This is a genomic window from Microbispora siamensis (genome assembly GCF_016863095.1).
Taxonomy (GTDB): domain Bacteria; phylum Actinomycetota; class Actinomycetes; order Streptosporangiales; family Streptosporangiaceae; genus Microbispora; species Microbispora siamensis.
This window is the reverse complement of the sequence record NZ_BOOF01000082.1, coordinates 1-24,441: the sequence shown is the minus strand read 5'-3', so window position 1 is coordinate 24,441 and position 24,441 is coordinate 1. Positions and strand designations below refer to the sequence as shown.

Annotated in this window: 16 protein-coding genes; 8 read left to right on the top strand and 8 right to left on the bottom strand. The window is 73.7% G+C overall.

The features are described from left to right. On the bottom strand, nt 1-4,516 hold a 4,516-nt coding region (locus tag Msi02_RS41570; RefSeq protein WP_204053216.1), incomplete at its 3' end, for a type I polyketide synthase. Between the two features lie 503 nt (nt 4,517-5,019). Here Msi02_RS41570 and Msi02_RS41565 point away from each other — a divergent pair. Both Msi02_RS41565 and Msi02_RS41560 read left to right on the top strand, forming a co-directional pair. After that, nucleotides 5,020-6,450, top strand: a complete 1,431-nt coding sequence (locus Msi02_RS41565) for an acyl-CoA carboxylase subunit beta (protein WP_204053215.1) — start codon at nt 5,020-5,022, stop codon at nt 6,448-6,450. Nucleotides 6,451-6,508: 58 nt separating this feature from the next. After that, nucleotides 6,509-8,053, top strand: coding sequence for an acyltransferase family protein (locus Msi02_RS41560; protein WP_373308365.1), 1,545 nt, complete (start codon nt 6,509-6,511; stop codon nt 8,051-8,053). Here Msi02_RS41560 and Msi02_RS41555 read toward each other — a convergent pair. Further along, the gene (locus Msi02_RS41555; protein WP_204053213.1) at nt 7,956-9,278 is read right to left on the bottom strand and encodes an MFS transporter; all 1,323 of its coding nucleotides are present in this window, start codon (nt 9,276-9,278) and stop codon (nt 7,956-7,958) included. The two genes, Msi02_RS41560 and Msi02_RS41555, sit on opposite strands and share 98 nt — an antisense overlap. A 121-nt stretch (nt 9,279-9,399) precedes the next feature. Here Msi02_RS41555 and Msi02_RS41550 point away from each other — a divergent pair, with 121 nt between their 5' ends. Continuing rightward, a complete protein-coding gene (locus Msi02_RS41550) occupies nt 9,400-10,206 on the top strand; it encodes an SAM-dependent methyltransferase (protein WP_204053212.1) in 807 nt (268 codons plus the stop codon). On the opposite strand, the gene Msi02_RS41545 is transcribed toward Msi02_RS41550, so the two are convergent. Continuing rightward, a complete protein-coding gene (locus tag Msi02_RS41545) occupies nt 10,173-11,357 on the bottom strand; it encodes an MFS transporter (RefSeq protein ID WP_204053211.1) in 1,185 nt (394 codons plus the stop codon). The genes Msi02_RS41550 and Msi02_RS41545 overlap by 34 nt on opposite strands. 21 nt (nt 11,358-11,378) lie before the next feature. Beyond that, nucleotides 11,379-12,575 carry a monooxygenase gene (locus tag Msi02_RS41540; protein WP_204053210.1) on the bottom strand — a complete coding sequence of 399 codons (1,197 nt, stop codon included), beginning with the start codon at nt 12,573-12,575 and terminating at the stop codon, nt 11,379-11,381. A gap of 190 nt (nt 12,576-12,765) precedes the next feature. On the opposite strand from Msi02_RS41540, the gene Msi02_RS41535 reads away from it, so the two are divergent. Continuing rightward, a complete protein-coding gene (locus Msi02_RS41535; RefSeq protein ID WP_373308364.1) occupies nt 12,766-14,535 on the top strand; it encodes a DEAD/DEAH box helicase in 1,770 nt (589 codons plus the stop codon). A 33-nt stretch (nt 14,536-14,568) separates the two neighbouring features. Here Msi02_RS41535 and Msi02_RS41530 read toward each other — a convergent pair whose 3' ends face one another. Further along, a complete protein-coding gene (locus Msi02_RS41530; RefSeq protein ID WP_204053209.1) occupies nt 14,569-16,431 on the bottom strand; it encodes a bifunctional copper resistance protein CopD/cytochrome c oxidase assembly protein in 1,863 nt (620 codons plus the stop codon). Between the two features lie 729 nt (nt 16,432-17,160). Here Msi02_RS41530 and Msi02_RS41525 point away from each other — a divergent pair. The 3 genes from Msi02_RS41525 to Msi02_RS41515 all read left to right on the top strand — a co-directional run bounded on the left by Msi02_RS41525 (nt 17,161) and on the right by Msi02_RS41515 (nt 20,470). Beyond that, nucleotides 17,161-18,867, top strand: coding sequence for a glycoside hydrolase family 27 protein (locus Msi02_RS41525; protein WP_239109341.1), 1,707 nt, complete (start codon nt 17,161-17,163; stop codon nt 18,865-18,867). Nucleotides 18,868-19,039: 172 nt separating this feature from the next. Further along, nucleotides 19,040-19,630, top strand: a complete 591-nt coding sequence (locus tag Msi02_RS41520; RefSeq protein WP_204053208.1) for an MFS transporter — start codon at nt 19,040-19,042, stop codon at nt 19,628-19,630. A 102-nt stretch (nt 19,631-19,732) separates the two neighbouring features. Next, the gene (locus Msi02_RS41515; protein ID WP_204053207.1) at nt 19,733-20,470 is read left to right on the top strand and encodes a YcnI family copper-binding membrane protein; all 738 of its coding nucleotides are present in this window, start codon (nt 19,733-19,735) and stop codon (nt 20,468-20,470) included. Between the two features lie 91 nt (nt 20,471-20,561). Here the strand turns inward: Msi02_RS41515 and Msi02_RS41510 are convergent, their stop codons facing one another. From Msi02_RS41510 to Msi02_RS41500, 3 genes are all read right to left on the bottom strand, one after another. Next, nucleotides 20,562-21,776, bottom strand: coding sequence for a Dyp-type peroxidase (locus Msi02_RS41510; protein ID WP_204053206.1), 1,215 nt, complete (start codon nt 21,774-21,776; stop codon nt 20,562-20,564). Then, nucleotides 21,769-22,317 carry a copper chaperone PCu(A)C gene (locus tag Msi02_RS41505; RefSeq protein ID WP_204053205.1) on the bottom strand — a complete coding sequence of 183 codons (549 nt, stop codon included), beginning with the start codon at nt 22,315-22,317 and terminating at the stop codon, nt 21,769-21,771. The genes Msi02_RS41510 and Msi02_RS41505 overlap by 8 nt, the downstream gene beginning before the upstream one ends. A 217-nt stretch (nt 22,318-22,534) precedes the next feature. Then, complete coding sequence (locus Msi02_RS41500; protein WP_204053204.1) at nt 22,535-23,107, bottom strand: MFS transporter; 573 nt, start codon at nt 23,105-23,107, stop codon at nt 22,535-22,537. A gap of 344 nt (nt 23,108-23,451) precedes the next feature. On the opposite strand from Msi02_RS41500, the gene Msi02_RS41495 reads away from it, so the two are divergent. After that, nucleotides 23,452-24,303, top strand: coding sequence for a fumarylacetoacetate hydrolase family protein (locus Msi02_RS41495; protein WP_444543497.1), 852 nt, complete (start codon nt 23,452-23,454; stop codon nt 24,301-24,303). The last annotated feature ends 138 nt before the right edge of the window (nt 24,304-24,441 follow it).

The following is a 24,441-nucleotide window of genomic DNA, read 5'->3' as shown; positions in this document are numbered from 1 at the left end:
AACCCCGGGCGCCCGGCACCTCCCGACGACCGTCTGATGCGGCGACGAGGGAGTCGGCAGCGGACGCTTTCAGGGGACCGTTCGGCGAGATGGCGTGAGACGCCTGCGGGGTGTCGTCCTGGTCGGGCGCCTGTTCGACGATGACGTGGGCGTTGGTGCCGCTGATCCCGAACGACGAAACGCCCGCACGTCTCGGGCGGCCGGTCTCCGGCCAGGGCACGGGCTCGGTCAGCAGCGACAGGCCCGCCGACCAGTCCACGTACGGCGACGCCTCGTCGGCGTGCAGCGTCTTCGGCAGCACGCCGTGCCTCATGGCCAGCACCATCTTCATGACGCCGGCGACCCCTGCCGCGGCCTGGGTGTGGCCGATGTTCGATTTCAGCGAGCCGAGCCACAGCGGCCGGTCGGCGGGCCGGTCCTGGCCGTATGTCGCCAGCAGCGCCCGCGCCTCGACGGGGTCGCCGAGCCTCGTGCCCGTGCCGTGCGCCTCCAGCGCGTCCACATCCGAAGGACCTAGCCCGGCGTCCTTCAGCGCCTGGCGGATCACCCGCTGCTGCGACAGCCCGTTGGGCGCGGTGAGGCCGTTGGAAGCGCCGTCCTGGTTGACGGCGGTGCCGCGGATCACGGCCAGCACCGGGTGGCCGTTTCTGCGCGCGTCCGACAGGCGTTCGACCAGCAGCAGGCCGACGCCCTCGGCCCAGCCGGTGCCGTCCGCGGCGGCGGAGAACGCCTTGCACCGCCCGTCAGGAGCCAGCCCGCCCTGCCGGGAGAACTCGGTGAACATGCCGGGTGACGACATCACCGTCACCCCGCCCGCCAGGGCCAGGTCCGACTCGCCCGACCGCAGCGACCGTACGGCGAGGTGCAGCGCGACCAGCGACGACGAGCAGGCCGTGTCCACCGTCACGGCAGGCCCTTCGAGCCCGAAGGTGTAGGCGATCCGCCCGGAGGCGACGCTGGTCGCCGTGCCCGTGAGGGCGTAGCCCTCGGATCCTTCGGCCGTCTCGTGCAACCGGGGGCCGTAGTCCTGGGGCATCATGCCGACGAACACGCCGGTGCGGGTCCCGGCCAGCGACCGTGGCACGACACCGGCCCGTTCGAAGGTCTCCCACGCCACCTCCAGCAGGAGACGCTGCTGGGGGTCCATGGCCGCCGCCTCGCGGGGACTGATGCCGAAGAACTCCGCGTCGAAGCGGTCGGCGTCGTGCAGGAAGCCGCCCTCACCGGTCACGGAGGTGCCCGGCCGCGCCGCGGCGGGGTCGTGCAGCGCCTCCACGTCCCAGCCCCGGTTGGCGGGGAAGGCGGTGACGGCGTCGGCGCCGTCGAGGACGAGTTCCCAGAGTTTCTCCGGGCTGTCGGCTCCGGGGTACCGCCCGGCCATGGCGACCACCGCGATCGGCTCGTCGGCCGTCCGCTCCCCGGACACCGGTGCGGGAGGCGCCGAGGGGGCGGTCGTCCCGCCCCCGGACAGGGCGATCAGGTGGCGGGCCAGCGCGAGGGGCGAGGGGTGCTCGAAGGTGACGGTCGCGGGAACCGTCAGGCCGGTGGCCGTGGCCAGGGCGTCCCGCAGCTCCACCACGCCCAGTGAGTCGAGCCCCAGGTCCTTGAAGGAGAGGTCCGGTGCGACGCTCCGCGCGTCCGCGTGCCCCAGGACGGCCGCCGTGGCGGACAGGACGAGATCGAGCGACGCCTGCTCGCTCCTCGCGACCTCCGGCTCCCGGGATGCCTCCTGCCGGCTCTGTGTCTCCGGTCGGCTGTGCGTCTCCTGCCGGATTTCTACCGGCGTGGCGGCCGTGTCGATCCAGTGCCGGCGACGCTGGAAGGGGTAGGTGGGCAGCGGGACGCGCCGCGCGCCCGGCCGTACGGCACGGCTCCAGTCGACGTGCGCGCCGTTGACGTGGAGCGTGCCGAGCGCCCGGAGGAACTCGCCCAGGTCGCCCCTGTCGCGGCGTAGCGTTCCGGTGACCACCCGTCCGAGGTCCGGCGCGGCGGCGGCGTCCAGGGTCTCCCTGACCCCCGGAACCAGGATCGGGTGCGGGCTGGCCTCCACGAACACCGTGTGCCCGTCACGCAGCGCGGCCGTGACGGCCTCGTCGAACCGCACCGTGTGGCGCAGGTTGCGATACCAGTAGTCCGCGTCCAGCTCCGCGGTGTCGAGCCGCCCGCCGGTCAGCCCGGAGTAGAAGGCCACGCTGCTCGGCCGAGCCGGGTGCCCCGGCAGGCAGGCCAGCAGCCGGTCCCGTACGGCTTCCGCGTGTGCCGAGTGCGAGGCGTAGTCGATCCGCACCCGCCGCACCGCGACACCCTCGGCCTCGTATCGGGCGATCAGCTCGTCCAGCGCGTCCGCGTCACCGGAGACGACCGTGACCGAGGGGCCGTTGACGGCGCCGATCTCCAGGCGTCCCGCCCATTCGGCCACGCGCGCCTCGACCACGGGACGCGGCAGCGGGACCGAGGCCATCCCGCCGCGGCCCGATATCGCGGCGAGCGCCTGGCTGCGCAGGACCACGATCGCGGCGGCGTCCTCCAGCGACAGTGCGCCCGCGACGTGCGCGGCGGCGATCTCCCCCTGGGAGTGGCCGATGACCGCGTCGGGACGGACGCCGAAGTGCTCCCACAGCCGGGCCAGCGCCACCATGACGGCGAACAACGCGGGCTGCACGACGTCCACCCGCTCGAACGACGCCGCGCCCGGCAGGTTCCACAGCACGTCCCGGGGCGACCAGTCCACGTGGGGCTGGAGGGCCTCGGCGACCTCGGTCAGGTGCCGGGCGAAGACGGGAGAGGCGTCGGCCAGGCCCCTGCTCATGCCTGCCCACTGGCTGCCCTGGCCGGGGAAGACCAGCACGGTGCCGCCGAGGTCGCGCGCCCTGCCCTGCACCGCCCCGGACGCCAGGTCGCCCGCGCCGAACGCGCGCAGCCGGTTCCGCAGGTCCTGGTGGTCCGTGCCCACCACGACCGCCCGGTGTTCGAACGCGGTGCGGCCGGTGGCCAGCGACAGCGCGATGTCGGACAGGTCCGCGTCGAGGGCGGCCGAGCTGCTCAGCCGGGCGGCCTGCTCGCGCAGCGCGGCCGGGTCGCGAGCCGTCAGCACGAGGGGGACGACCTCCTGGCCGCTCCCGCCGGGGCCGGCGTCCTCGCCGTCCCGGGCCGGCCCGGCACCGGTGGCGACCTCTTCCCGAGCCGTCCGCCGCGACGTACGGCGCGGTGCTCCCGGCTCGGGGGCCGCGGGTCGCGGCGGCGGCTCGGCGAGGACGACGTGGCAGTTCGCTCCGCCCACGCCGAACGAGCTGACCCCGGCGACCAGCGGCGCGTCCGGGCGCGGCCAGGGGGAGAGTTCGGTGGCGACCCGCAGGTTGAGGGCGTCGAGGTCGATGCCGGGGTTCGGCGTCTCGTAGTTCAGGCTGGCCGGAACCTCCCGGTGGTGGATGCTGAGCACGGCCTTGAGCAGCCCGACGATGCCGGCCGCTCCCTCCAGGTGGCCGACGTTCGTCTTCGCCGACCCGACCAGGAGCGGCCGCGTCGCTGGCCGGGCCGCGCCGAGCGCGGCGCCGAGGGCTGCCGCCTCGATCGGGTCGCCGACCCTGGTGCCGGTGCCGTGCAGCTCGACGACCTGTACGGCGGCAGGATCGACGCCCGCCCTTTCCACGGCCAGCCGTACGACCCGCTCCTGGGCGGCGGCGTCGGGAACGGTGAGGCCGGGGGTCGCGCCATCGTTGTTGACCGCGCTGCCCAGGATGACCGCGTAGACGTGGTCCTCGTCGGCCAGCGCCTGCCGCAGCGGCTTCAGCACGACGATCCCGCCGCCCTCCCCACGCGCGTAGCCGTTGGCCCGGGCGTCGAAGGTGAAGCACCGCCCGTCGGGGGACAGGCCGCCGAACCGCTCGGCGGTCGCCGTGCTCTCCGGGACGAGGTTGAGGTTCACCCCGCCCGCGAGCGCGACGGCCGCCTCGCCCGAGCGCAGGCTCTCGCAGGCCAGATGCACCGCCACCAGCGCGGACGACTGCGCGGTGTCGACGGTGAGGCTCGGCCCGCGCAGGTCCAGCGCGTACGAGACGCGGTTGGCCAGGATGCCGCGGGTGAGCCCGGCGAGCGTGTGGCGGGTGATGGCCGCCTCTCCTTGCTGGTAGACGAGCGTGGCATAGTCGGCGGCCATCGCCCCGATGACCACGCTCGCCGGCGTGCCCCCGAGGTCGCCGGGCCGGATGCCGGCGTCCTCCAGCGCCTCCCAGGCGAGCTCCAGCGTCAGTCGCTGCTGGGGGTCCATCGCCGCCGCCTCCTTCGGCGAGACGCCGAAGAACCCCGCGTCGAACTCGTCGACCCGGTCCAGGAAACCGCCCCGCAGGCCGGCGAGCCGGGGGTCGCCCGCCAGGCGGCTCTCCGGGGGCGGGCCGACCGCGTCGCGCCCGGCGCGCAGCAGGTCCCACAGGTCTCGCGGGTGCGGTGCTCCCGGCAGCCGGCAGGCGAGCCCGACCACCGCGACCGCGTTCTCGCCGTAGCCGACCGCCTCGTCCATGGTGAACATCCGTCCCCTCGCGTCGTGCCCGTGCTTCTCGTCGTGCTTGTCGTCGTGCTTGTCGTGGTATTTCGCTGCTTCAGGCCTCGCGCCTTCTCGCCCGCGCGAACACGCGACCGGTCCGGCCGCATTCACCGCTTTCCCGCCTCGTGCAAGGCGGTACGGCCCGGGCTGTCCCATTCCACGGCCGAAACGGAAAAGGAAACAGCCCGGTCCGCCCGCAGGGAGGCCTTTCCGAAGAACGTGCGTGAGCAGCGGCGGCGCGGTTTCGCCGTGCCCGCGCTTCTCGTTCCGGAGCCCGCGGCTCCGGCCCGGCCAACCTAATCGACATTTGCATGAATTTCGTGCGATAGTCAACTGTGACGCCCATCACGGCATATCGGGCCATTTATAAGGATTTCTTTCTGTATTTCCATCGGAAATCGTAATTGGACCCCGGTGGCGCGGCCCGCCTACCGTTTCCGGAGAAACGCGAGCGCACGCACATCGATGGGGGTAGATCCATGACCGTTGCCGAGGCGGTGGCGGCGCAGGAGAGCCGCGACGTCCGCAAGCCCGTGGCCCGGCTCGGCCGCCTGCTCGACGCGGACTCGATGACGCCGCTGCACGCGGAGGACGGGAGCGGCGTGCTCGCGGTCACCGGGCGTGTCCACGGCTCCCCGGTGGTCGCCTTCTGCACCGACGCGACGGTCATGGGCGGGGCGCTGGGGCTGGCCGGGGCCCGGCACATCGTCGCCGCCGTGGACGAGGCGCTGCGGCGCCGGGTGCCGGTGATCGGCGTGTGGCACTGCGGCGGGGCCCGTCTCGCCGACGGCGTGGAGTCGATGCACGGCGCCGGCCTGGTCTTCGAGGCGAACATCCGCGCCTCGGGCCGGGTGCCGCAGATCTCCGTCATCGTGGGCCCGGCGGCGGGCGCGGCGGCGTACGGACCGGCGCTCACCGACCTGATCGTCATGTCCGACCTGGGCCGGGTGTTCGTCACCGGCCCCGACGTGGTCCGCAGCGTGACGGGCGAGGAGATCGACATGGAGGGGCTCGGCGGCGCCGACGCGCACGGCCGCCGCTCCGGCGTGGTGCATGTGGTCGCCGGGGACGAGGACGACGCCTACCGGCGCACCCGCGCCCTCACCGGCCTGCTGGCCGACACCGGCGGGTACGCCCTGGACGGCCTGGCCGACGACCGCGACCCGGCCGCCCTGCTGCCCGAGTCGGCCCGCCGCGCGTACGACATCCGTCCGGTGATCCGCGCGCTGCTCGACCACGGCGAGGACGGTGCCGCGTTCGTCGAGATCCAGGCCCGCTGGGCGCCGAACATCGTCGTCGGGCTCGGCCGCCTCGCCGGGCACACGGTCGGCGTCGTGGCGAACAACCCGCTCCGCAAGGGCGGCTGCCTCGACGCCCTGTCGGCGGAGAAGGCCGCCCGGTTCGTCCGGATGTGCGATGCCCACGGCGTTCCACTGGTCGTGCTGGCGGACGTCCCCGGCTACCTCCCGGGAGTCGGCCAGGAGTGGGGCGGCGTGGTCCGCCGGGGGGCGAAGCTGCTGCACGCCTTCGCGGAGGCGACCGTGCCCCGGGTGACGGTGGTCGTCCGCAAGTCCTACGGCGGCGCGTACATCGCCATGAACTCCCGCTCGCTCGGGGCCACCGCCGTCTTCGCGTGGCCGGGCGCGGAGGTGGCGGTCATGGGGGCCGAGGCGGCAGTGGGGATCCTGCACCGCCGGCGCCTCGCCGCGGCCGCCTCCGCGGAGGACAGGGAGCGGCTGCGCGCCGAGCTGGTGCGGGAACACGAGGAGATGTCCGGCGGCGTCCGCCGGGCACTCGACCTCCGGGTCGTGGACGAGGTGATCGACCCGCGGACGACCCGGCGGCGGCTCGCCGAGGCCCTCGCCGCGGCACCGGCCACGCGGGGAGCGCACAACAACATCCCGCTCTGACCCCGCCCGGTTCCATAGAGCCGCTGCCCGGCACTGTTCGGCAGAGAACCGGGGTGGCATGGAGGCGCGTGAGCGCCCCCTGGGTGCGGCAGCGATCGGGGCCGCTCACGATTCTCCCAGGCTGACCTCCTACCCTGACCGGATGTTCGTCGATGCTGTGGAAACGAGCCGGAGCGGTGTCAGGGAGGAGGCCTTACCAGCGCCCGCGCGGCCGCAGCCGCCGTCCCCGGGGCCGCGTCAGGGATGGCTGGACGCGTTGCGCGGCATGGCCGCGCTCGTCGTGGTGTTCGAGCACTCCCTGGACGCACTGTTTCCCGAGGTGCGGGCGGGCGCCGGCCCGTGGTTCGACTTCGGCCAGTACGGCGTGCTCGTGTTCTTCCTCGTCAGCGGCTACGTGGTGCCGGTCTCCCTGGAGCGGCGCGGCAGCGTCGGCGGGTTCTGGATTAACCGGGTCTTCCGCCTGTATCCCCTGTGGCTCGTCGCCGCGGCGGCCGGGACGGTGTTCGGCGCCGAAGGCGTGTACTCGGCGCTGCCGGATCAGCTGGCCGACAATCCGGGCATCTCGGTCCTGGCGCACCTGACGATGCTGCAGGACTTCCTTCAGGTGGTCAGCGTCGTCAACGTGTTCTGGACGCTGTCGTACGAGATGGTCTTCTACCTGCTCGTGACGGCGATGTTCGTGGCGGGCGTGCACCGCGCGAGCGCCACGGGCATGCTCGCCTTCGCCGTGGCGGCTCTCACCGTGGGCGGGCTGCTTCCGGCGGGCGCGCTGTCGCGTGGCGCCGGCACCGCCCAGGTCGTGGTGATCACGGCGGTCGTGTTGCTCGCGGCGGCCGCGTCGCTGGCATGCCGCGGGCGGCTGCGCGTGTGCGGCACCGCCGCCGCGGCCGTGCTGGCTCTCGTGCTGCTCGGCGTCAACAGCCGGATCGGGGCGTGGCAGAGCCTCGCCATCCTCGCGACGATGTTCGCCGGCACCGTGCTCTACCGGCTCGATCGGGGACAACTGCGCTGGAAGAGGAGCGGATGGGCGCTGGCGTGCGTGCCGGTCGCGTCCATCGCCGCCGCGTGGGCCTTCGGTCCCGGCTGGGGCATGCCCGACGACCAGGCGCTGGCGTTCACCCGGGGATGGTCCACGGCCGTCGCCGCGGCATGGGCCACCTTCCTGGCCGCCCGCCTGCTGCGGCACCGGCCGATGCCCCGCGTCCTCGTGTGGCTCGGCCTGATCAGCTACTCCGTCTACCTGCTGCATCCCCTCGCCGTGCAGGTGCTCCGGCGGCTGACGATGGACCCTGGCCGGTTCTCCCTCGCCGAACGCCTGGCCATGGCCGTCCTGCTGCTCGCGGTGGTGCTCGTCTGCTCCGCGGTGACCTACCGGGCCGTCGAGCGCCCGGCCCAGTCCCTGGGCCGGCACCTGTCCCGCAGAGCACGCTCCCGGGCCTTCACGACACAGACTCTTACGACACAGACCCTTCCGGCAGAGACGTTCGCGGCGGACCGGGCCGGTGTCAGGCCGCCGGGACGGCCTCCCCGGCGACGTCGGCCTCGGCCCTCGCCGTCACCCGCCGCCGTACGGCCAGGCCGAAGCACGCGACCGCCAGGCTGAAGACGCCGGCCACGACGAACGGCCCGGCGGGGCGCCACGCGTCGAACAGCGCCCCGCCGAGTGCCGAGATGATCATTACCCCGGCCGCGCCGCAGAGCGTGTGGACGCCGAACGCCGAGCCCCGTACGGCCGCGGGCGCCTGCTGCGCGAGCAGCGGGCCCGCCGTGGTGATGGCGGCGATCTCGCCCACGCCGATCAGCACGGCGACCAGCATCATGCCGGGGCCGAGGGGATCGAAGACGAGCAACGTCGACAGGTAGGCGAGGGCGGCGACGACCTGCGCCAGGACGACCAGGTCCTGGCGCCGCATCCGGTCGCCCAGCCAGCCGAACACCGGCGCGCACAGCAACGCGACCATCTGCGAGATGCCCACCACGGCGCCCGCCTTGGCCAGCGCCTCCGCACCGGACAGCCCGCCGTGCTCGGTCCCGTAGTTCTTGATCCACAACGACATGAAGGCGACCACGATGGCGAGGTCGGCCCGCGCCACGAACGACGCCGCGTACGAGAGAGCCACTCCCGGGTCGCGGACGAGCGCCACGCCCTCGCGCACCAGCCGGACCAGCGGCACGCGCTCGGCGGCGACCGGCCGCACCGGCGACAGCGTCAGCCACAGCAGGCCCGCCGTGACCAGGATGCCCGCGGCGATCAGCAGGAACGCCGTGCGGGCCGCCTGCACCGGCTCCATCCCGCCCGCCTCCAGCGTCTGCGGCAGCCGCACCAGGACCAGCACCGCGACCAGCGCGCCGAGGCCGCCGAAGAAGCCGACGAGCCCGTACGACGCCCCGCGCGACCGGCTGCGCACGTAGTCGATCGCGATGGTCGACAGCATCGCGTTGATCGCCGCGACGCCGAGGCCGAACACCACCCGCAGCGCCGCCAGCACGGCCGTGTTGGCCGCGAACGGGAACAGCGCGGTGCCGGCGGCGCACAGCACCAGGCCGGAGACCACGATCACCCTGCGCCCGAAGCGGTCGGCCAGCGCGCCGTACCACGCGAGGCTCGCGACCATGGCGAGTTCTGCTGCCGTGTTCAGCAGGCCGACGACCGTGCCCTGCCGTGATTCGGGCAGCCCCAGGATCGTGGTGAGGACGTGCGGCTGGGCCGACGGCAGGAAGGAGATCACCGCCGTGCCGACGGTCGCCAGCGCCAGCAGGGCCCACATGTTGGCACGGGTGACGCCGTCGGCGAGGTACGCGCCCAGCACTCGACGCAGGGGTGTCATGGAACGATCATGACATCCTTCAGCCGTGATCTTCGGGAAATGTCACGTTCCTCTACGGATGCGCTGCTTCGCGCGCTACGGGCTAAGATCGCCCACGTCGGCGATGATCAGGGGAGGCGTCATGGATCCGGCGGCGATGGGGCCCGGCTTCGACCCGAACGTGCCCAACGCGGCGCGGATGTACGACTACTTCCTCGGGGGCAAGGACAACTTCCCCGCCGACCGGGCGGCCGCCGAGCAGGTGCTGCGGCACGTGCCGGAGATCCCCCTGGGGATCAGGGAGAACCGGGAGTTCCTCGTCCGCGCCGTGCGGTTCCTCGCCGGCCAGGGCATCCGGCAGTTCCTCGACATCGGCGCCGGCCTGCCCACCCAGCGCAACGTCCACCAGGTGGCGGCCGAGCACGCGCCCGGCGCGAGGACGGTGTACGTCGACAACGACCCGCAGGTGCTCGCGCACGCCCGCGCGCTGCTCCAGGACAGCCCGCAGGTGCGGGTGGTGGAGGGCGACCTGCGGCGGCCGGAGGAGATCCTCACCCATCCGGAGGTGCGGAGCCACCTGGACCTCGACCGGCCGGTCGCCGTGCTGCTGCTCGCGATCGTCCACTTCCTGCCCGACTCCGACGAGCCCCGCCGCCTGATCAAGGAGATCCGCGAGGCGCTCGCGCCCGGCAGCTACGTCGCCATCTCGCACGTCGCGGTGGACGAGCGCCCGGAGCGGGCGCCCGCCGTCGAGCAGATCTACCAGGGCGCGTCCGCGCAGTTCGTGGCCCGGCAGTCGGACGAGATCACGCCGTTCTTCGAGGGGCTCGACCTGGTCGAGCCCGGCGTGGTCAACCTGCACCAGTGGCGGCCCGAGCACGAGGTGTTCGACCCGCGCCTGCTGGCGGTCAAGAACTACTTCCTGTGCGGGGTCGGCCGCGTCTCCTGACGCGCCGCGGCGGCCGAGGGCGCGAGCGTGCCCGCGCCCAGCAGGACCGCCAGCAGCAGTACGGTGACCAGCACGAACGAGGCGGGCAGCCCGGCCAGCGTGGCGATACCGCCGATGGCGCTCGGCGCCACGAAGCCCGACGCGTAGCTCACCGTGGCCGCGCCCGCGACGCCCTCGCTCGGTGAGGGCCCGGCGTTGCCCGCCGCCGCGAACACCAGCGGGATGACCACCGCGATCCCCACGCCGATCAGCATGAACCCGGCGGTCGCCGGCACCGGGGTCCGGGAGACCACGACGAGCAGCCCGCCGAGCGCCGCCAGCGCCGCGCCGCCGCGTACGGTCGCGACCGGCCCCAGCCGCCGCACCACCGCGTCGCCGCACAACCGGCCCGCGGCCATCATGCAGGCGAAGGCCGTGTACGCCGCGGCGCCCACGGCCTGGGACGAGCCCGCGACCTGCCGGAGGTAGACCGCGCACCAGTCCTGGGCGGCGGCCTCGCCGAACACCGAGCAGAAGCCCACCAGCCCGATGAGCAGCACTCCACGCGGCGGGAGCACGAAGTGGGGCGGGGCCGGCTCGTCCTCGCCCGCCCGCACGTCGAGCAGCAGCGGGCCCACGGCCAGGGCAACGAGGAACAGCACGACCGCCGTCGCGCCCAGGTGGAGCCGGGCGTCGAGACCCGCGCTCGCGGCCAGCGTGCCCACCGCGCCGCCCGCGAGCGTCCCCACGCTCCACATGCCGTGCAGCCCGGACATGATCGAACGGCCGAGCCGCTGCTCGACCACCACCCCCTGGGCGTTCATCGCGACGTCGCCGATGCCGGCCACCGCGCCGTACAGCATGAGCGACGCGCACAGCAGGGGCAGGTTCGGCGCCAGCGGGGGCAGGACGAGGATCAGGCACCACAGGCCGATCGAGACGCGGGTGACGGCCCGCCCGCCGAACCGGTGCGTGAGGCGTCCCGCCGTCGGCATCGCGAGGATGGAGCCGACCGCGGGCGCGAGCAGGGCGAGCCCGAGCTGGCCGGGCCCGGCTCCGACGTGATCTTGGATCCAGGGGATGCGGGAGGCGAAGCCGCCGGTCACCGCGCCGTGCAGGGCGAAGGTGACCGACACCGCGAATCTGGCCCGTCTCAGCTCCCGAAGATCCACGATCACACGGTATGCCCCGAGTCAGGCCTGAGGCGACCACACGAGCAGGCCCAGGCACATCTCGTCGCTGGTTCCCTCGCCCCAGACCACGTAGCGGGGCGGCGATCCGCGCAGCGCGGGGAGCATGGAGCGCAGCCCAGCGTCGTGCGTGCAGGTCACCCTGAGCGTGTCGCCGGCCTTGATCTCCAGCGGCTGGGCCAGCGGGCGGATCGCCTGGTCGTCGAAGTTGTACGCGGGAATGTCGAGCAGAGTCCTCGCATCCGGCTTGCCCGGGTTGAGGTCGACTCGGATGGAGCGGCCGAGCAGGTGCATGTGCCCGGCGACGGCGTACAGCGTCGCGTCATCCCGGACGGGCATGTCGCAGTGCTGTGTCGGGCCCGGCCGGGGAGGCTCACCCTGCCCGCACATCCGGGCCAGGCCGTCGACCATATGGCGCGCCTGCTCGCCGAACCGGTGGGTCACGTCCTCGACGGCCGCCTTCCGGTCGCACAACGGCCCCGACTCCTTGGCCGTGCAGGGCAGTTCGATCGGCCCCGCGATCAGCCCCGTCTCCAGAGGGGCCAGGCCGCTCGCGCCATCGGCGAGCCGCAGCCGGATGCCGGACCTGTCCGTGCCACCGGCGCCGCCCAGCAGGTTGTAGTGGATCTGCAGCACCATCTGGCTGCCCGCGGGGAGGGGATACCCGACCTTCTGCCGCAGCAGGGTCTCGTCGGCCCCGGGCGCCCAGTGCCCGACCCACGCGCCGTTCTCGATCCCGGCGTCGCCGAAGCAGGTCCAGCCCTCGCCCGGCGTCGCGGCGTCCGTCCTGCGCGCCGCCTCCGCCTCCTTGGGGCCGACCCTGAAGATGATCGCGTGGTGCACGATGTCGGTGTTCTGCGGCAGGAACTGGCTGCCGGTCAGGAACGCGGTGTCCGTGAGCCCGGGATCGACCAGGAAGCAGCGGTACTCGTCGGTGCCGCCGGAGGGCGCCGTGGGCCGGTAGGGCTCGGGGATCGTCAGCGTCATGAACCGTTCGCCCGGCCGCAGCGGCGCCGCCGGCGGCGGCTGGGCCGCGGCGTGGCCCGCGTGAACGGCGTGGCCGGTATGCGCGGCGGGTGCGCCCGGGGCGCCGGAAGTGCGCCCGGGTGCCGCGTCGCCGCACGACGCGACGAGAAGGACGGCGGCGAGCGCGACCGCGGCGCCGCCCGCCCAGCGGGTGAACCGTGCCTTTCCTTCCATGGAGCCTCCTGCTCCTCGGGGACCCTTTCCACGCTTCCTTGCCGGGGTGGTCACGTCGACCTACTTCGGATGTAAACCTCTGCTCCGACCCTGGTAGGACACGGGTACGCCATGCGGGCCGAGGGAAGTAGCGCGCCGCGTGCCGGGGGCGGCGTTCGGGGTAAGGGCGGAAAGACCATAGGGTCGTCCCGTGCACATTCGCCCCGCCACAGGCCGGGACCAGGAGCAGGACCAGGAGCAGGACATGGTCGTGAACGAGATTGACGAAGGACCCGGATTCGCCGATCTGGCGCTGGGCCCCGAGCTCCTCAAGGCCCTGTCCGGTCTCGGCTACGAGGAGCCCACGCCGATCCAGCGGGAGGCCATCCCGCCGTTGCTGGAGGGCCGCGACCTCCTCGGCCAGGCCGCGACCGGCACGGGCAAGACGGCCGCGTTCGCCCTGCCCATGCTCCAGCGGCTGCACGGCGGCCACCCGGCGGCGATGGAGGCCGGCGGCGGGGAGCCCGCGGGGCTGGTGCTCGTGCCCACCCGCGAGCTGGCCGTGCAGGTGTCGGAGGCCATGCACCGCTACGGCCGCGACCTCGGCACGCGGGTGCTGCCCATCTACGGCGGCCAGCCGATCGGGCGGCAGTTGCGGGCGCTGGAGCGCGGCGTGGACGTCGTCGTCGCGACCCCGGGCCGTGCCCTCGACCACATCGGCAGGGGCACCCTGCCGCTGAAGGGCCTGCGCATGATCGTCCTCGACGAGGCCGACGAGATGCTCGACATGGGCTTCGCCGACGACATCGAGGCGATCCTCCAGGACACCCCGGAGGACCGGCAGACCGTGCTGTTCTCCGCGACCATGCCGCCGCGCATCGACGGGATCGCCCGCCGCCACCTGCGCGAGCCGGTGCGGATCAGGATCGAGCGGGAGGCGCCCGCCGCCGGCGAGGCCCCGCTCATCCGGCAGAGCGCCTACATCGTGTCGCGGGCGTACAAGCCGGCGGCGCTGGGCCGGGTGCTCGACGTGGAGTCCCCCACCGCGGCGATCGTCTTCTGCCGCACCCGTGAGGAGGTCGACAGCCTCACCGAGACCATGAACGGCCGTGGCTACCGCGCCGAGGCCCTGCACGGCGGCATGGGCCAGGAGCAGCGCGACCGGGTCATGGGCCGGCTGCGCAGCGGGACCGCCGACCTGCTCGTCGCGACCGACGTGGCCGCCCGCGGCCTCGACATCGAGCAGCTCACCCACGTCATCAACTACGACGTGCCGTCCGCGCCCGAGTCGTACGTGCACCGCATCGGCCGGGTGGGCCGGGCCGGGCGCGAGGGCGTCGCGATCACGCTCGCCGAGCCGCGCGAGCACCGCATGCTGAAGACCATCGAGCGCGTCACCCGCAGCAAGATCGCGGTCGAGAAGGTGCCGACGGTCGCGGACCTGCGCGCCCGGCGGCTGGAGCTGACCAGGGCCGCCCTGCAGGAGAGCCTGATGGAGGACGGCGACCTCGACCGCTTCCGGGTGGTGGTCGAGACGCTCGCCGACGAGTTCGACCTGGTCGACATCGCGCTCGCGGCGGTCAAGCTCGCCCACGAGTCCACCGGCGCCGCCGCCGACGAGGAGGAGATCCCCGAGGTCGCGCCGCGCCCGCAGCGGCCCGAGCGCGGGCCGCGCGACGACAGGTTCGGCCGCGACGACCGGCGCGGGCGGCGCGGAGGCGGCGCGATGAGCCGCGTCTTCGTCGGCGCGGGCCGCAGCGCGGGCGTGCGTCCCCAGGACATCGTCGGCGCGATCACCGGGGAGACCCGGGTCAGCGGGCGCGAGATCGGGGCGATCGAGATCGCCGACCGGTTCACCCTGGTCGAGATCCCGGACGGCGCCGTGGACGAGGTGGTCGCGGCGCTGCGCCGCACCACGATCAAGGGCAAAAAGCCGATCGTGCGCAGGGACCGCGACGGCGCCCCCCGCGGCCGCCGCTGACCCCCCTGCCGTGCCGGGCGCCCGCCGGTTCTTCTATCGGGCGCCCACGGACCTCCCGGGGCGGGCGGCCGCGGCGGTCCTGCGCCGCGCCGCGCGCCAGCGGGCGAGCAGCAGCGTGAGCAGGACCGCGAGGACGGCGACGGTCACGCCGGTGCCGAGCAGCGTCCCCAGCCGCTGGTCGGCCGCCCGGTCCGGCGCCCACGGCAGCCCGAGCGCCGCGTACCACTCCGGGGCCTGCGGCGGCCCCGCCAGCACCACCAGGGCCGTCCACGCGCGTACGGCGATCGCCCCGGCGAGCATCCAGGCGCGGACCTGCGGCCGGATCGCGCGCGGGAGCGGGTCCACGCCGGCGGCCACCGCGAGGAACAGCACGGCGGTGACCGTCACCACCGCCTGCGCGGCCAGCCGCAGGGCGAGGCTCGGCTGGGCGTATCCGAACAGACCGGTCAGGTACAGCACCGGATACGGCAGCGCGTACAGGGCCAGGGCCGTCACCGGATGGGACAGCGCCCGGCCGGCCGGACCGCCGCCGGGATCCGCGTCCGGACGGGCCCGCCGCCACAGCGTCAGCGGCGCGCCGTAGACGAGCAGAACGGGGCCCACGGCGCCGAGCAGCGCGTACTGCGCCGCGTGCGCGGAGAACAGCGCGGGCGCGTACGCCGCAACGCCTCCCGAGGTGGCGTAGGCGAGCACGGCCAGACCGGCCAGCCAGGAGGCGGTCCGCCAGACCGGCCACCCCCCGCCGTCCTTCGAAGCGCGCGACAGCCGCCGTACGCCGGACAGGTACGCGGCCGCGGCGGCGGCCAGCAGGAGCAGCGCGATCGGGTCGGGCCGCACCTCGGTGACGAGCGCGCCCCGGGTGAGGGGAGGCAGGGCGTATCCCAGGGCGTCGTGCTGGTGCACCGCCGTCCCCGTGGGCGGCGGGGGTGTGCGTCCCAGCGCCACGGCCAGGCCCAGCGTGCCGGCCATCACCGCGATCTCGCCGCAGGCGAGGCGGAGGAACGGCGCGCGGGCTCCGCCGGACTCCATCGCCCCGATGGTCCTACGCCGGTGCCGCCACCCGAACCAGCCGAGCACGGCCAGCGCGGCGATCTTGGCCAGCACGAGCTGGCCGTACCTCGACTGCCAGAGCAGGGGCACCGAGCCGAGCCTCACCCAGGCGTTGAGTGCGCCGGACGCCCCGACCGCGGCGAAGCAGCCCAGCGCGAGCGTGCTGAAGCGGCGCACGGCGACGGTGAGCCCGGGCGCGGCGCGCAGGTGCGCCACGAGGGCGTACAGGCCGCCGGTCCACAGCGCGACGGCCGCGACGTGTGCCATCAGGCTGAGGACGGCGAGGTTGTGGTCGGCGGCCGAGGCGGAGTGGCCCACGTACGCCGGGGGCAGCACCGCGAGGAGCGCCACCGCGAGCAGCACCGGCCGTAGGAGCGGGCCGTGCGGCAGGAGTGATCCGGCGGCGATCGCCAGGGCCGCGAGCGTCACCGTCAGGAACGCCTGCCCCTGCGGGATGTGGAAGAGGAATGCGGACAGCGCGCCGGAGCGCAGCGCGTCCCCCGGGGGCAGGCCGAGGAAGTCCGACAGCGTCAGGACCTCGGTGACCGCCGCGCTCGCCGCCCAGCCGAGCGCCCATGCCCCGGCCGCCCGTACGACGACCCGGCCGCTCGCGGGGGCCAGCACGACGGCCGCCAGCAGGACCCCGACCGTGGCGGCGGCGCAGACGTCGTGGACGAGGCGCACGACCGGCAGGCCCCAGGTGGTCAGGGCACCGGGGGAGGGCAGCCCCTGGATCGCCGGTTGCGGTCTGCCGCCGCCGAACCACAGGGCGAGCGCCAGTACGGCGAACGCCGTCGCGGCGACGGCGGGGGCGACCACGCCGCGGTGGCGCTGGGGAGTTGTCATCGTCGGCGTCCTCGGCTCGGCACCGTTGATCGCTTGCGAGTATGACCGAAGGACCGCCCTCGGGGGAGCCCCCGCGGGAGGATCGGCCGCCACCTCGGCGTCCGGATGAAAGGTGCAACGGCCCCTTACCGGGGCCGATGCCGACATGTTCTCTTTCCTTCCGTCAGGTGGGAGCCGCGGTGGGGGAGATGCCAGTGCGATCGCGCTGTCTCGCGGGGGCCGGACGCGAGACGGCGCGGGTCGCGGAACGTTCAGGTCTTCCTTCAGGTGGTTCTCCCGGCGTTGTGAACGCTAACAATTCGACGGCGGAGATGTTCTCCTTCCGAGAGTCGTCCGAGGCGGTGGTGGGGCGGAGCAAATACGACGCGGTGAACACTGTCAATAGCCCGGGTCAGGGCTGCCTCCCGGATTCCGCCCGTCAAGGCGCCCACGCACCTCCTGGGTGGCGGACCACGCTGAAAGTTTCACCGGCGGGCGCACGCGGTGAGGCCGCGGTTCGCCGGACACCTGGGGCCGCGCGTCGGGGAAAGCCTGCTCGAACCGATTCGCTCGACGGCCTTGACACGTCTCACGATCGTTTCGACACTGAGTTTCGCGTTCGGTTTCTTCCTGCCGGGGTCGGTGGTGAGCGGCGGGGGCTCGCGGTGGCCGCACCTATCGAGGGCTCTACCAAAGGAGAAACGAATGCGACTATGCAGGCCTGCCCGGCGACGGTCCCCCGGGGACACCGTGGGTGGCCGTTCCCCCCGCGTCCGGCTACGGCGGCTGGTCGCCGCCGTACACCTCGCGATCGTGACGATGGTGCCGGTGGGGTGGGCGGCCGCGGACGGCGCCGCGGCCGCCACGACGAGAACGGTCGCCGGCGCGGCCGTGGCGGCGGTGACGACTCCGCCGATGGGCTGGGCGTCGTGGAACACCTTCGCGGCCCAGATCAACTACAACGTGATCAAAGCCCAGGCGGACGCGATGGTGTCCTCGGGGATGAAGGACGCCGGCTACGAGTACGTCAACATCGACGAGGGCTGGTGGCAGGGAACGCGTGACGCGTCCGGCAACATCACCGTCGACACGGCGGAGTGGCCGGGCGGGATGAAGGCGATCGCCGACTACATCCACAGCAAGGGTCTGAAGGCGGGCATCTACACCGACGCCGGTCGGAACGGGTGCGGCTACTACTACCCGACCGGCCGTCCGGCCGCGCCGAACACCGGCAGCGAGGGCCACTACGACCAGGACTTCCTGCAGTTCTCCCGGTGGGGCTTCGACTTCGTGAAGGTCGACTGGTGCGGAGGCAGTGCCGAGGGACTCAACCCTCGCACCGCCTACCAGGCGATCAGCGACGCGATAGACCGGGCCACGGCACAGACCGGGCGGCCGATGGTGCTGTCGGTGTGCGACTGGGGCGTCCAGAGCCCCTGGGACTGGGCGCCGGGCATGTCCACCATGTGGCGGACCAGCGGCGACATCATCTACTGGGGACAGACCGCGTCGATGGACCGGATGCTGGCCAACTTCGACTCCGCCCAGCATCCCGCCGCCCAGAGCCCGGGGCACTACAACGACCCTGACATGCTCGTCGTCGGGATGAACGGTTTCTCGGCCGCGCAGAACCGTACGCACCTGGGCCTGTGGGCGATCTCGGGAGCGCCGCTGCTGGCGGGGAACAACCTCGCCACGATGAGCGCGGAGACCAGGGCGATCCTGACCAACCGGGAGGTGCTGGCGGTCGACCAGGACCCCCTCGGGCGGCAGGGGGTGAAGGTGGCCGAGGACCTGAGCGGCCGCCAGGTGTACGCCAAGGTGTTGTCGGGGACCGGCCGGCGCGCGGTGCTCCTGCTGAACCGGACCACCTCGCCCGCCGCCATCACCGCCCGCTGGTCCGACCTCGGCCTCACCGGGCCGGCGAGCGTACGGAACCTGTGGGCGGGGACCGACGCCGGGACGTTCGACGGTAGCTACACCATGACCGTGCCCGCCCGCGAAGCAGTCCTCCTCACCGTCACGGGGAGCGGCACCACTCCGTCCGCCAGTCCTTCGCCCACTTCCGGCACCACGAGTGCGATCAAGGGCGTGGGGTCGGGCCGGTGCCTGGACGTCGCGGGCGCCTCGCAGGCCAACGGCGCCCAGGTGCAGATCTGGGACTGCAACGGCCAGGCCAACCAGCGGTGGACGCCGACCGCCTCGGGTGAGCTGCGGGTCTACGGCAACAAGTGCCTGGACGTCAACAACCGCGGCACCGCGGACGGCACCAACGTGGTCATCTGGGACTGCAACGGCCAGAGCAACCAGCAGTGGCGGTTCAACGCCGACGGCACCATCACCGCCGTCGGCGCGAACAAGTGCCTGGACGCCTACAACAACGGCACCGCCAACGGCACCAAGGTCGTCATCTGGACCTGCAACGGCCAGGCCAACCAGCGCTGGACCCGCGCCTGACCTCTCCGCGCATGCCCTTCGCCGGGACGGCCACGATCCCGTCCCGGCGAAGGTCGCGGGCGGCGGCGGCAGGCCGTGGCGCAGCGCGCCCCGTTCGTGGCTGTGCCGCCATGAAATGAAGATCGGCGACGGACCAGCCGAGATCGCCCGGGTGTGAGACAATCCCGGCGTCATGCGCGCCACGCTCTCCTTCAGGCTCGCGCGGTCGGCCGCCTTCGCGGCCGTCTGCGTGCTCCTCGCCGTCGGCGCGCACCGCTTCGCCGGCGGAGGCGGGCCGACGCCCGCCGCGCTCCTCACGGGGGCGCTCACGGTGACGGCCGGCGCGGCCGTCGCGGCGGGCCGGGAACGGTCGCCTCAGGCGATCGTCGGCCTGCTGATCGGCGCCCAGGCGTTCCTGCACTGTCTCCTCGACGTCACGGGGTCCGCCGCGGCGTCGCACCCCACCTGGCACGGCGGCCTGAGCACGCAGATCGGCATGCTCACCGCCCACCTCACCGCGGCGCTGCTCACCGGGTGGTGGCTGTCGCGCGGCGAGGAGGCCCTGTGGTCCGTGCTGCGCGCGATCGGCGCCGGGGCGGTCCGCTGCCTGCGGGCGGTGGCCGTGCTGGTGCGTGCGCTGCTGGCGCTGCGGGCAGCGGACCTCGCGGGCGCCGGACGCCCTCGCCGGCGTGCGGTGCCACGCTCCGAGCGCGCCCCGCGCGCCGCGGGCGTGCTGCGGCACGCGGTCGTCCGCCGCGGGCCACCGGTTCTTCCCGTCCTCTGAGCTTCACGCGCGAGCGGCGCGTATCTCCCCTTGGGACCTGCCTGTGCCCATGGGGCCGCGCTCGCGCGCCTCCGTAATCTCGCAGACGACTGGAGAACCCCCATGACCTCGTATGTTCGTCGTGCGGCCACCGTCGCCGCCGGTGCCCTCGCGCTCACCGTCGGCCTCGCCGTACCCGCCCTCGCCCACGTCACCGTCAACCCCGGCACCGCCGTGCAGGGCTCCTGGACGAAGATCGCCTTCCGGGTCCCCAACGAGCGTGACAACGCCTCGACCACCAAGGTGGAGGTCGAGTTCCCCACCGACCACCCGCTGCCGTTCGTCTCGGTCCGCCCGGTCCCCGGCTGGGACGTCAAGCTCACCCGGGGCAAGCTGCCCAAGCCCGTCGTGTCGGACGACGGCGACAAGATCACCGAGTCGGTGCTGAAGATCACCTGGTCCGGCGGGAAGATCGAGTCCGGCCAGTTCCAGGAGTTCGAGGCCTCGGTCGGCCCGCTGCCGAAGAACGTGGACGCGCTCGAGTTCCCCACTGCGCAGACCTACTCCAACGGTGAGGTGGTCAAGTGGGCGGACGCGCCGAAGGCCGACGGGTCCGAGGCCGAACACCCCGCGCCGACGCTCAAGCTCGTCGCCGCGGAGGAGGGGGAGGGCGACCAGCACGGCGCCGCCTCCGCCTCGCCTGCTGCCGCCGCCCCCACGGTGGCGGCCGCGGCGAGTGATGACGACGATCAGGAGGGCGGGAACACCACCACGGCCCTGGTGCTCGGCGGCCTCGGCCTCGTCGCCGGCCTGGTCGGGGCCGGGGCAGGCATCACCGCCCTGCGCCGTTCGCGCGGCTGAGCCGCCCTGCCACCATCGGGAGTCCCTTCCGGATCGCGCGGCCCGGACCCCGTCACGGGATCCGGGCCGCGCCCGCTGGGAGGTACGGCCGTCAGGACAGGAGGGTCTCCCCGATCCAGCCGTCCGGGGAACACCCGGGCGGTACGGCGAAGACGGCCGACCCGATGGGGGTGATCCACTGGTTCAGCAGGTCCACCTCCGCGAGCCGCTGCTGGATCGGGACGAACTGCCGTGCCACGTCGGCCTGGTAGGACGCGAACAGCAGTCCGGCGTCCGGCCGTCCCTCCGGGCTCAGGCCGTCCTCGTAGTTGTAGGCCCGGCGCAGGATGCGCATGCCCGGGTCGGCCACCCGGGCCCGGCGGATGTGCGCGTACTCGGAGATCACCGGCAGGCCCGACGCACCGAGCGCGGCGAAGTCGGGCTCGTCGGTCTCGGCCCGGCCGGTCAGCGGCGCACCGGTGTCCAGCCGCCGCCCGACGCTGAACTCCTTGGCCGCCCGGTCCGCGGCGTCCCACTTCTCCAGGTCCATCCGGATGCGGCGGAGCACCAGCGTCGTGCCGCCGCGCAGCCACCCGTCGCGCACCCACACGGCCCGCTCGAAGTCCGCCGACCCCGGCCGGGGGTTGACGGTGCCGTCGAGCTGGCCCATCAGGTTGCGCTGGGTCGCCCCCGGCGCGCGCACCTGCGGGCTCTGCCGGAACCCGTGCTGGGTCCAGCGCACGGTCGCGAAGGACCGGGCGTCCCTGACGAGCACGCGCAGCGCGTGCGCCAGCGTGACGCGGTCGTCCGCGCACACCTGGACCAGCAGGTCGCCGCCGCTCCAGCGGGGCTGGAGGGCGTCGACCTTGAACGCCGGCAGCGGCCGTGGCGCCAGATGCCCGGCCCCCGCCGCCTCGAACAGCCCGGCGCCGAACCCGAAGGTCACGGTGAGCCGCGCGGGCAGCAGCGCCAGTTCGGCGTCGGTGTCGGCGAGGGCGGGCTCGCCCCGGGTCAGCCGCCGCGCGTCGTCGGTGAGCAGCCGCATCAGGCGCGCGAGCGCCGCACGCCCGGTCCCCGGCCGGAGGTCGAACCCGGCGAACACCGCGAACGTCTGCGGAGACGTCGCGACGCCCGCCTGATGGGCGCCGTGGAAGGGTTCGACGGCGTCGCCGCCCGGGAGGGGCGCGGGCCCGGCCGACGCGCGCCCTGCCGCGTCGGGTACGGCGGAGGCCGGGGCGCAGGCCGCCGCCGCGGCGGCCACGGCCCCTCCCGCGAGCAGGCCGCGCCGGGTCAGCCGCCGTCCCGCCGGGTATCCGCGCTCACTCATGAGGGGCGTAGGACTCGTTGGCGCCGGCGAAGTCCTTGGCCACGGCGGTGAAGGACACCGTCCTGCCGTCCTTCAGGGTGAGCGTGAAGGGCACCTCGGCACCGGGCTCGACGGGCGTGCGCACGTCCATGAGCATGATGTGGTCGCCGCCGGGCTGGAGCACGTGCCTGCCGCCGGCGGGGATCACGAACCCGCCCTGCTTGCGGCGCATCGTCGTGGTGCCGCCGTCTCCGACGACCTCGTGCAGTTCGACCGACGGGGAGACGGGCGTGCTCGCCGCGACGACGGTCACCTCCTCGCCGGTCGTGTTGACGAGCGTGGCGAAGGCGGCGCTCATGCCGGAGCGGGCCGTCTTCACCCACGGGTCGCCGATCGACAGCGGGGCGGTCGGCGAGGCGGCGGTGGCGGTGCCGGCCACAGTGTTGTTCGCGGTGTCGGCCACGGTGTTGTTCGCGGTGCCGGACGGCGCCGCACAGGCCGCGGCGGCCAGGAGAGCGGCCAGCGCCGCCGGAAGCATGCGGTTAACGGTCGTGATGGTCATGCGGAAGCCTTCTCTCGGTCGTCCGGCGGGCATGCGGGCGGCGTTCCCGGGCATGCGAGGCAGACCCCACGGGCCGTCCCCCGCGGTGCGGGGGCAGCGCGGCGTGACCGGTCGCAAGGCTCGAGATCGGGGCATGCGCGGGCATGCTCCGCCGGAAAAGATCATTGACAACGCGCCCGGGCCGTACGCGGCCGGGAGCGAGGTGAGGAGCGCCGTCTCAGGCGGACGGCTGGAGAAGGCGGGGCGGCGGGCCGCGCCGGGTGACACAGTGACGCGGCGCGACAGAGCGCGGCAGGCGCGGCTCGTCCGGATGCGGAGATGCCGGCGGAGTGAACACCGGTGGCGCCGGATCGGCCGCGATCCGCGTGAGCCGTACGGCGAGCCGCCGCAGCAGCGCCCACAGGGCGGCCTCGCCCCTGGCGAGCCACAGCGCCGTCAGCACCACCGCCCAGCCGTGGCCGAGCAGCATTCCGAAGCCCGGCCCGGCGTGCGCGTGCCCGGCCATGACATGCCCGGCGATCACGTGCCAGGGGGACGATGCCGGGGACGACAGGGCGAACAGCGCGTGCAGCGCGACCTGCAGGGCCGCGAGCAGGGGCAGGATCGCGCGCAGCGTCCGTTCCCGGCCGGACAGGGGCAGCGCGGCGGCGAACACCGCCGGCAGGCCAAGCGCCAGCGCGCCGGGGGTGACCACGCCGCCGCTGAACAGGTGCGCCACCACGCCCAGGCCGAGGCACACCGCGGTGAAGGCGGCGGCTCTGGCGAGGCGAAGGGGCGATGTCACCGGCATGGCACAGCCAATATCGCATGCCGCGTGCCCGGTCCCCGTTCCGGGACGCCGTGTCGCGGAGCCCCGGCGTTCCATCGCGGGAGATCCGCCACATGCCTGTCGAAGCGGTCGTCGGCGTCGTTTGTCGTGCCGCCGTGGTCGGTTGCGCCGGAGAGACCGTGCGAGCGCGTGACGGCTGATCGGAGAGCGAGCCGGGTCAGGATGCTGTTTCGTTTGTCGGAACAATGGTCTAATATCCGGAATGTGATCGGCATCGAGGAACGTGCGTCGCGCGCCGGTGTCCCCGTGCCCCGCAGGGTGCCCTCCACCCCGTCCCGACCCCGAAAGAAGAAGCGTTGTACCTCATGCGCATCGGCGCCCCCGGCGCCGAGAAGCCGGTCGTCCGCGTCGACGACACCCGCTACGTCGACGTCTCGGACCTGACCGCCGACTTCGACGAGAAGTTCTTCGCCGCCGGCGGCACCGCCATGCTCGCCGGGCCGGTCGCCGAGCGGATCGCCGCCGGGCAGACCGGCGAGTTCGCCGGTGAGCGGATCGGCGCGCCGATCGCCCGGCCGCACCAGATCCTGTGCATCGGCCTGAACTACAGCGACCACGCCGCCGAGACCGGGCAGGCCGTGCCCGACGAGCCGATCCTGTTCACCAAGTCGCCCAACACTCTCGTCGGCCCGGACGACGACGTGCGCATCCCGCGCGGGTCCACCAAGACCGACTGGGAGGTCGAGCTGGGCATCGTCATCGGCAAGCGCACGTCCTACCTGGACGCGGTGGAGGACGCCGCCGATGTGATCGCCGGCTACTGCGTGGTCAACGACGTCAGCGAGCGCGCCTTCCAGATGGAGCGCGGCGGCCAGTGGGTCAAGGGCAAGTCCGCCGAGACCTTCAACCCGGCCGGGCCGTGGCTGGTCACCCCCGACGAGATCGCCGACGTCAACGACCTGGACATGTGGCTGGACGTCAACGGCGTGCGGCGGCAGACCGGCAACACCAAGACGATGATCTTCGACCCCTACTTCATCGTCCACCACCTGAGCCAGTTCATGGTGCTGGAACCGGGAGACCTGATCAACACCGGCACTCCGCCCGGCGTCGGCATGGGCCACGACCCGCAGATCTGGCTGCGGCCGGGTGACGTGATGGAGCTCGGCATCGCCGGCCTCGGCACCCAGCGGCAGCACGTCGTGGGCCCGCGCTGAGAGGCGCATCCCCGCAGGCCCCGGCCGCTACGGCCCGGGGCCCGAAGCCGCGCGACGCCCCCCGCCTGGCACCCGCCCCTGCCGCCGGACACCCGGAGAACGGTGAACAATCATGAGCCCTATCCACGTGGATCCCCC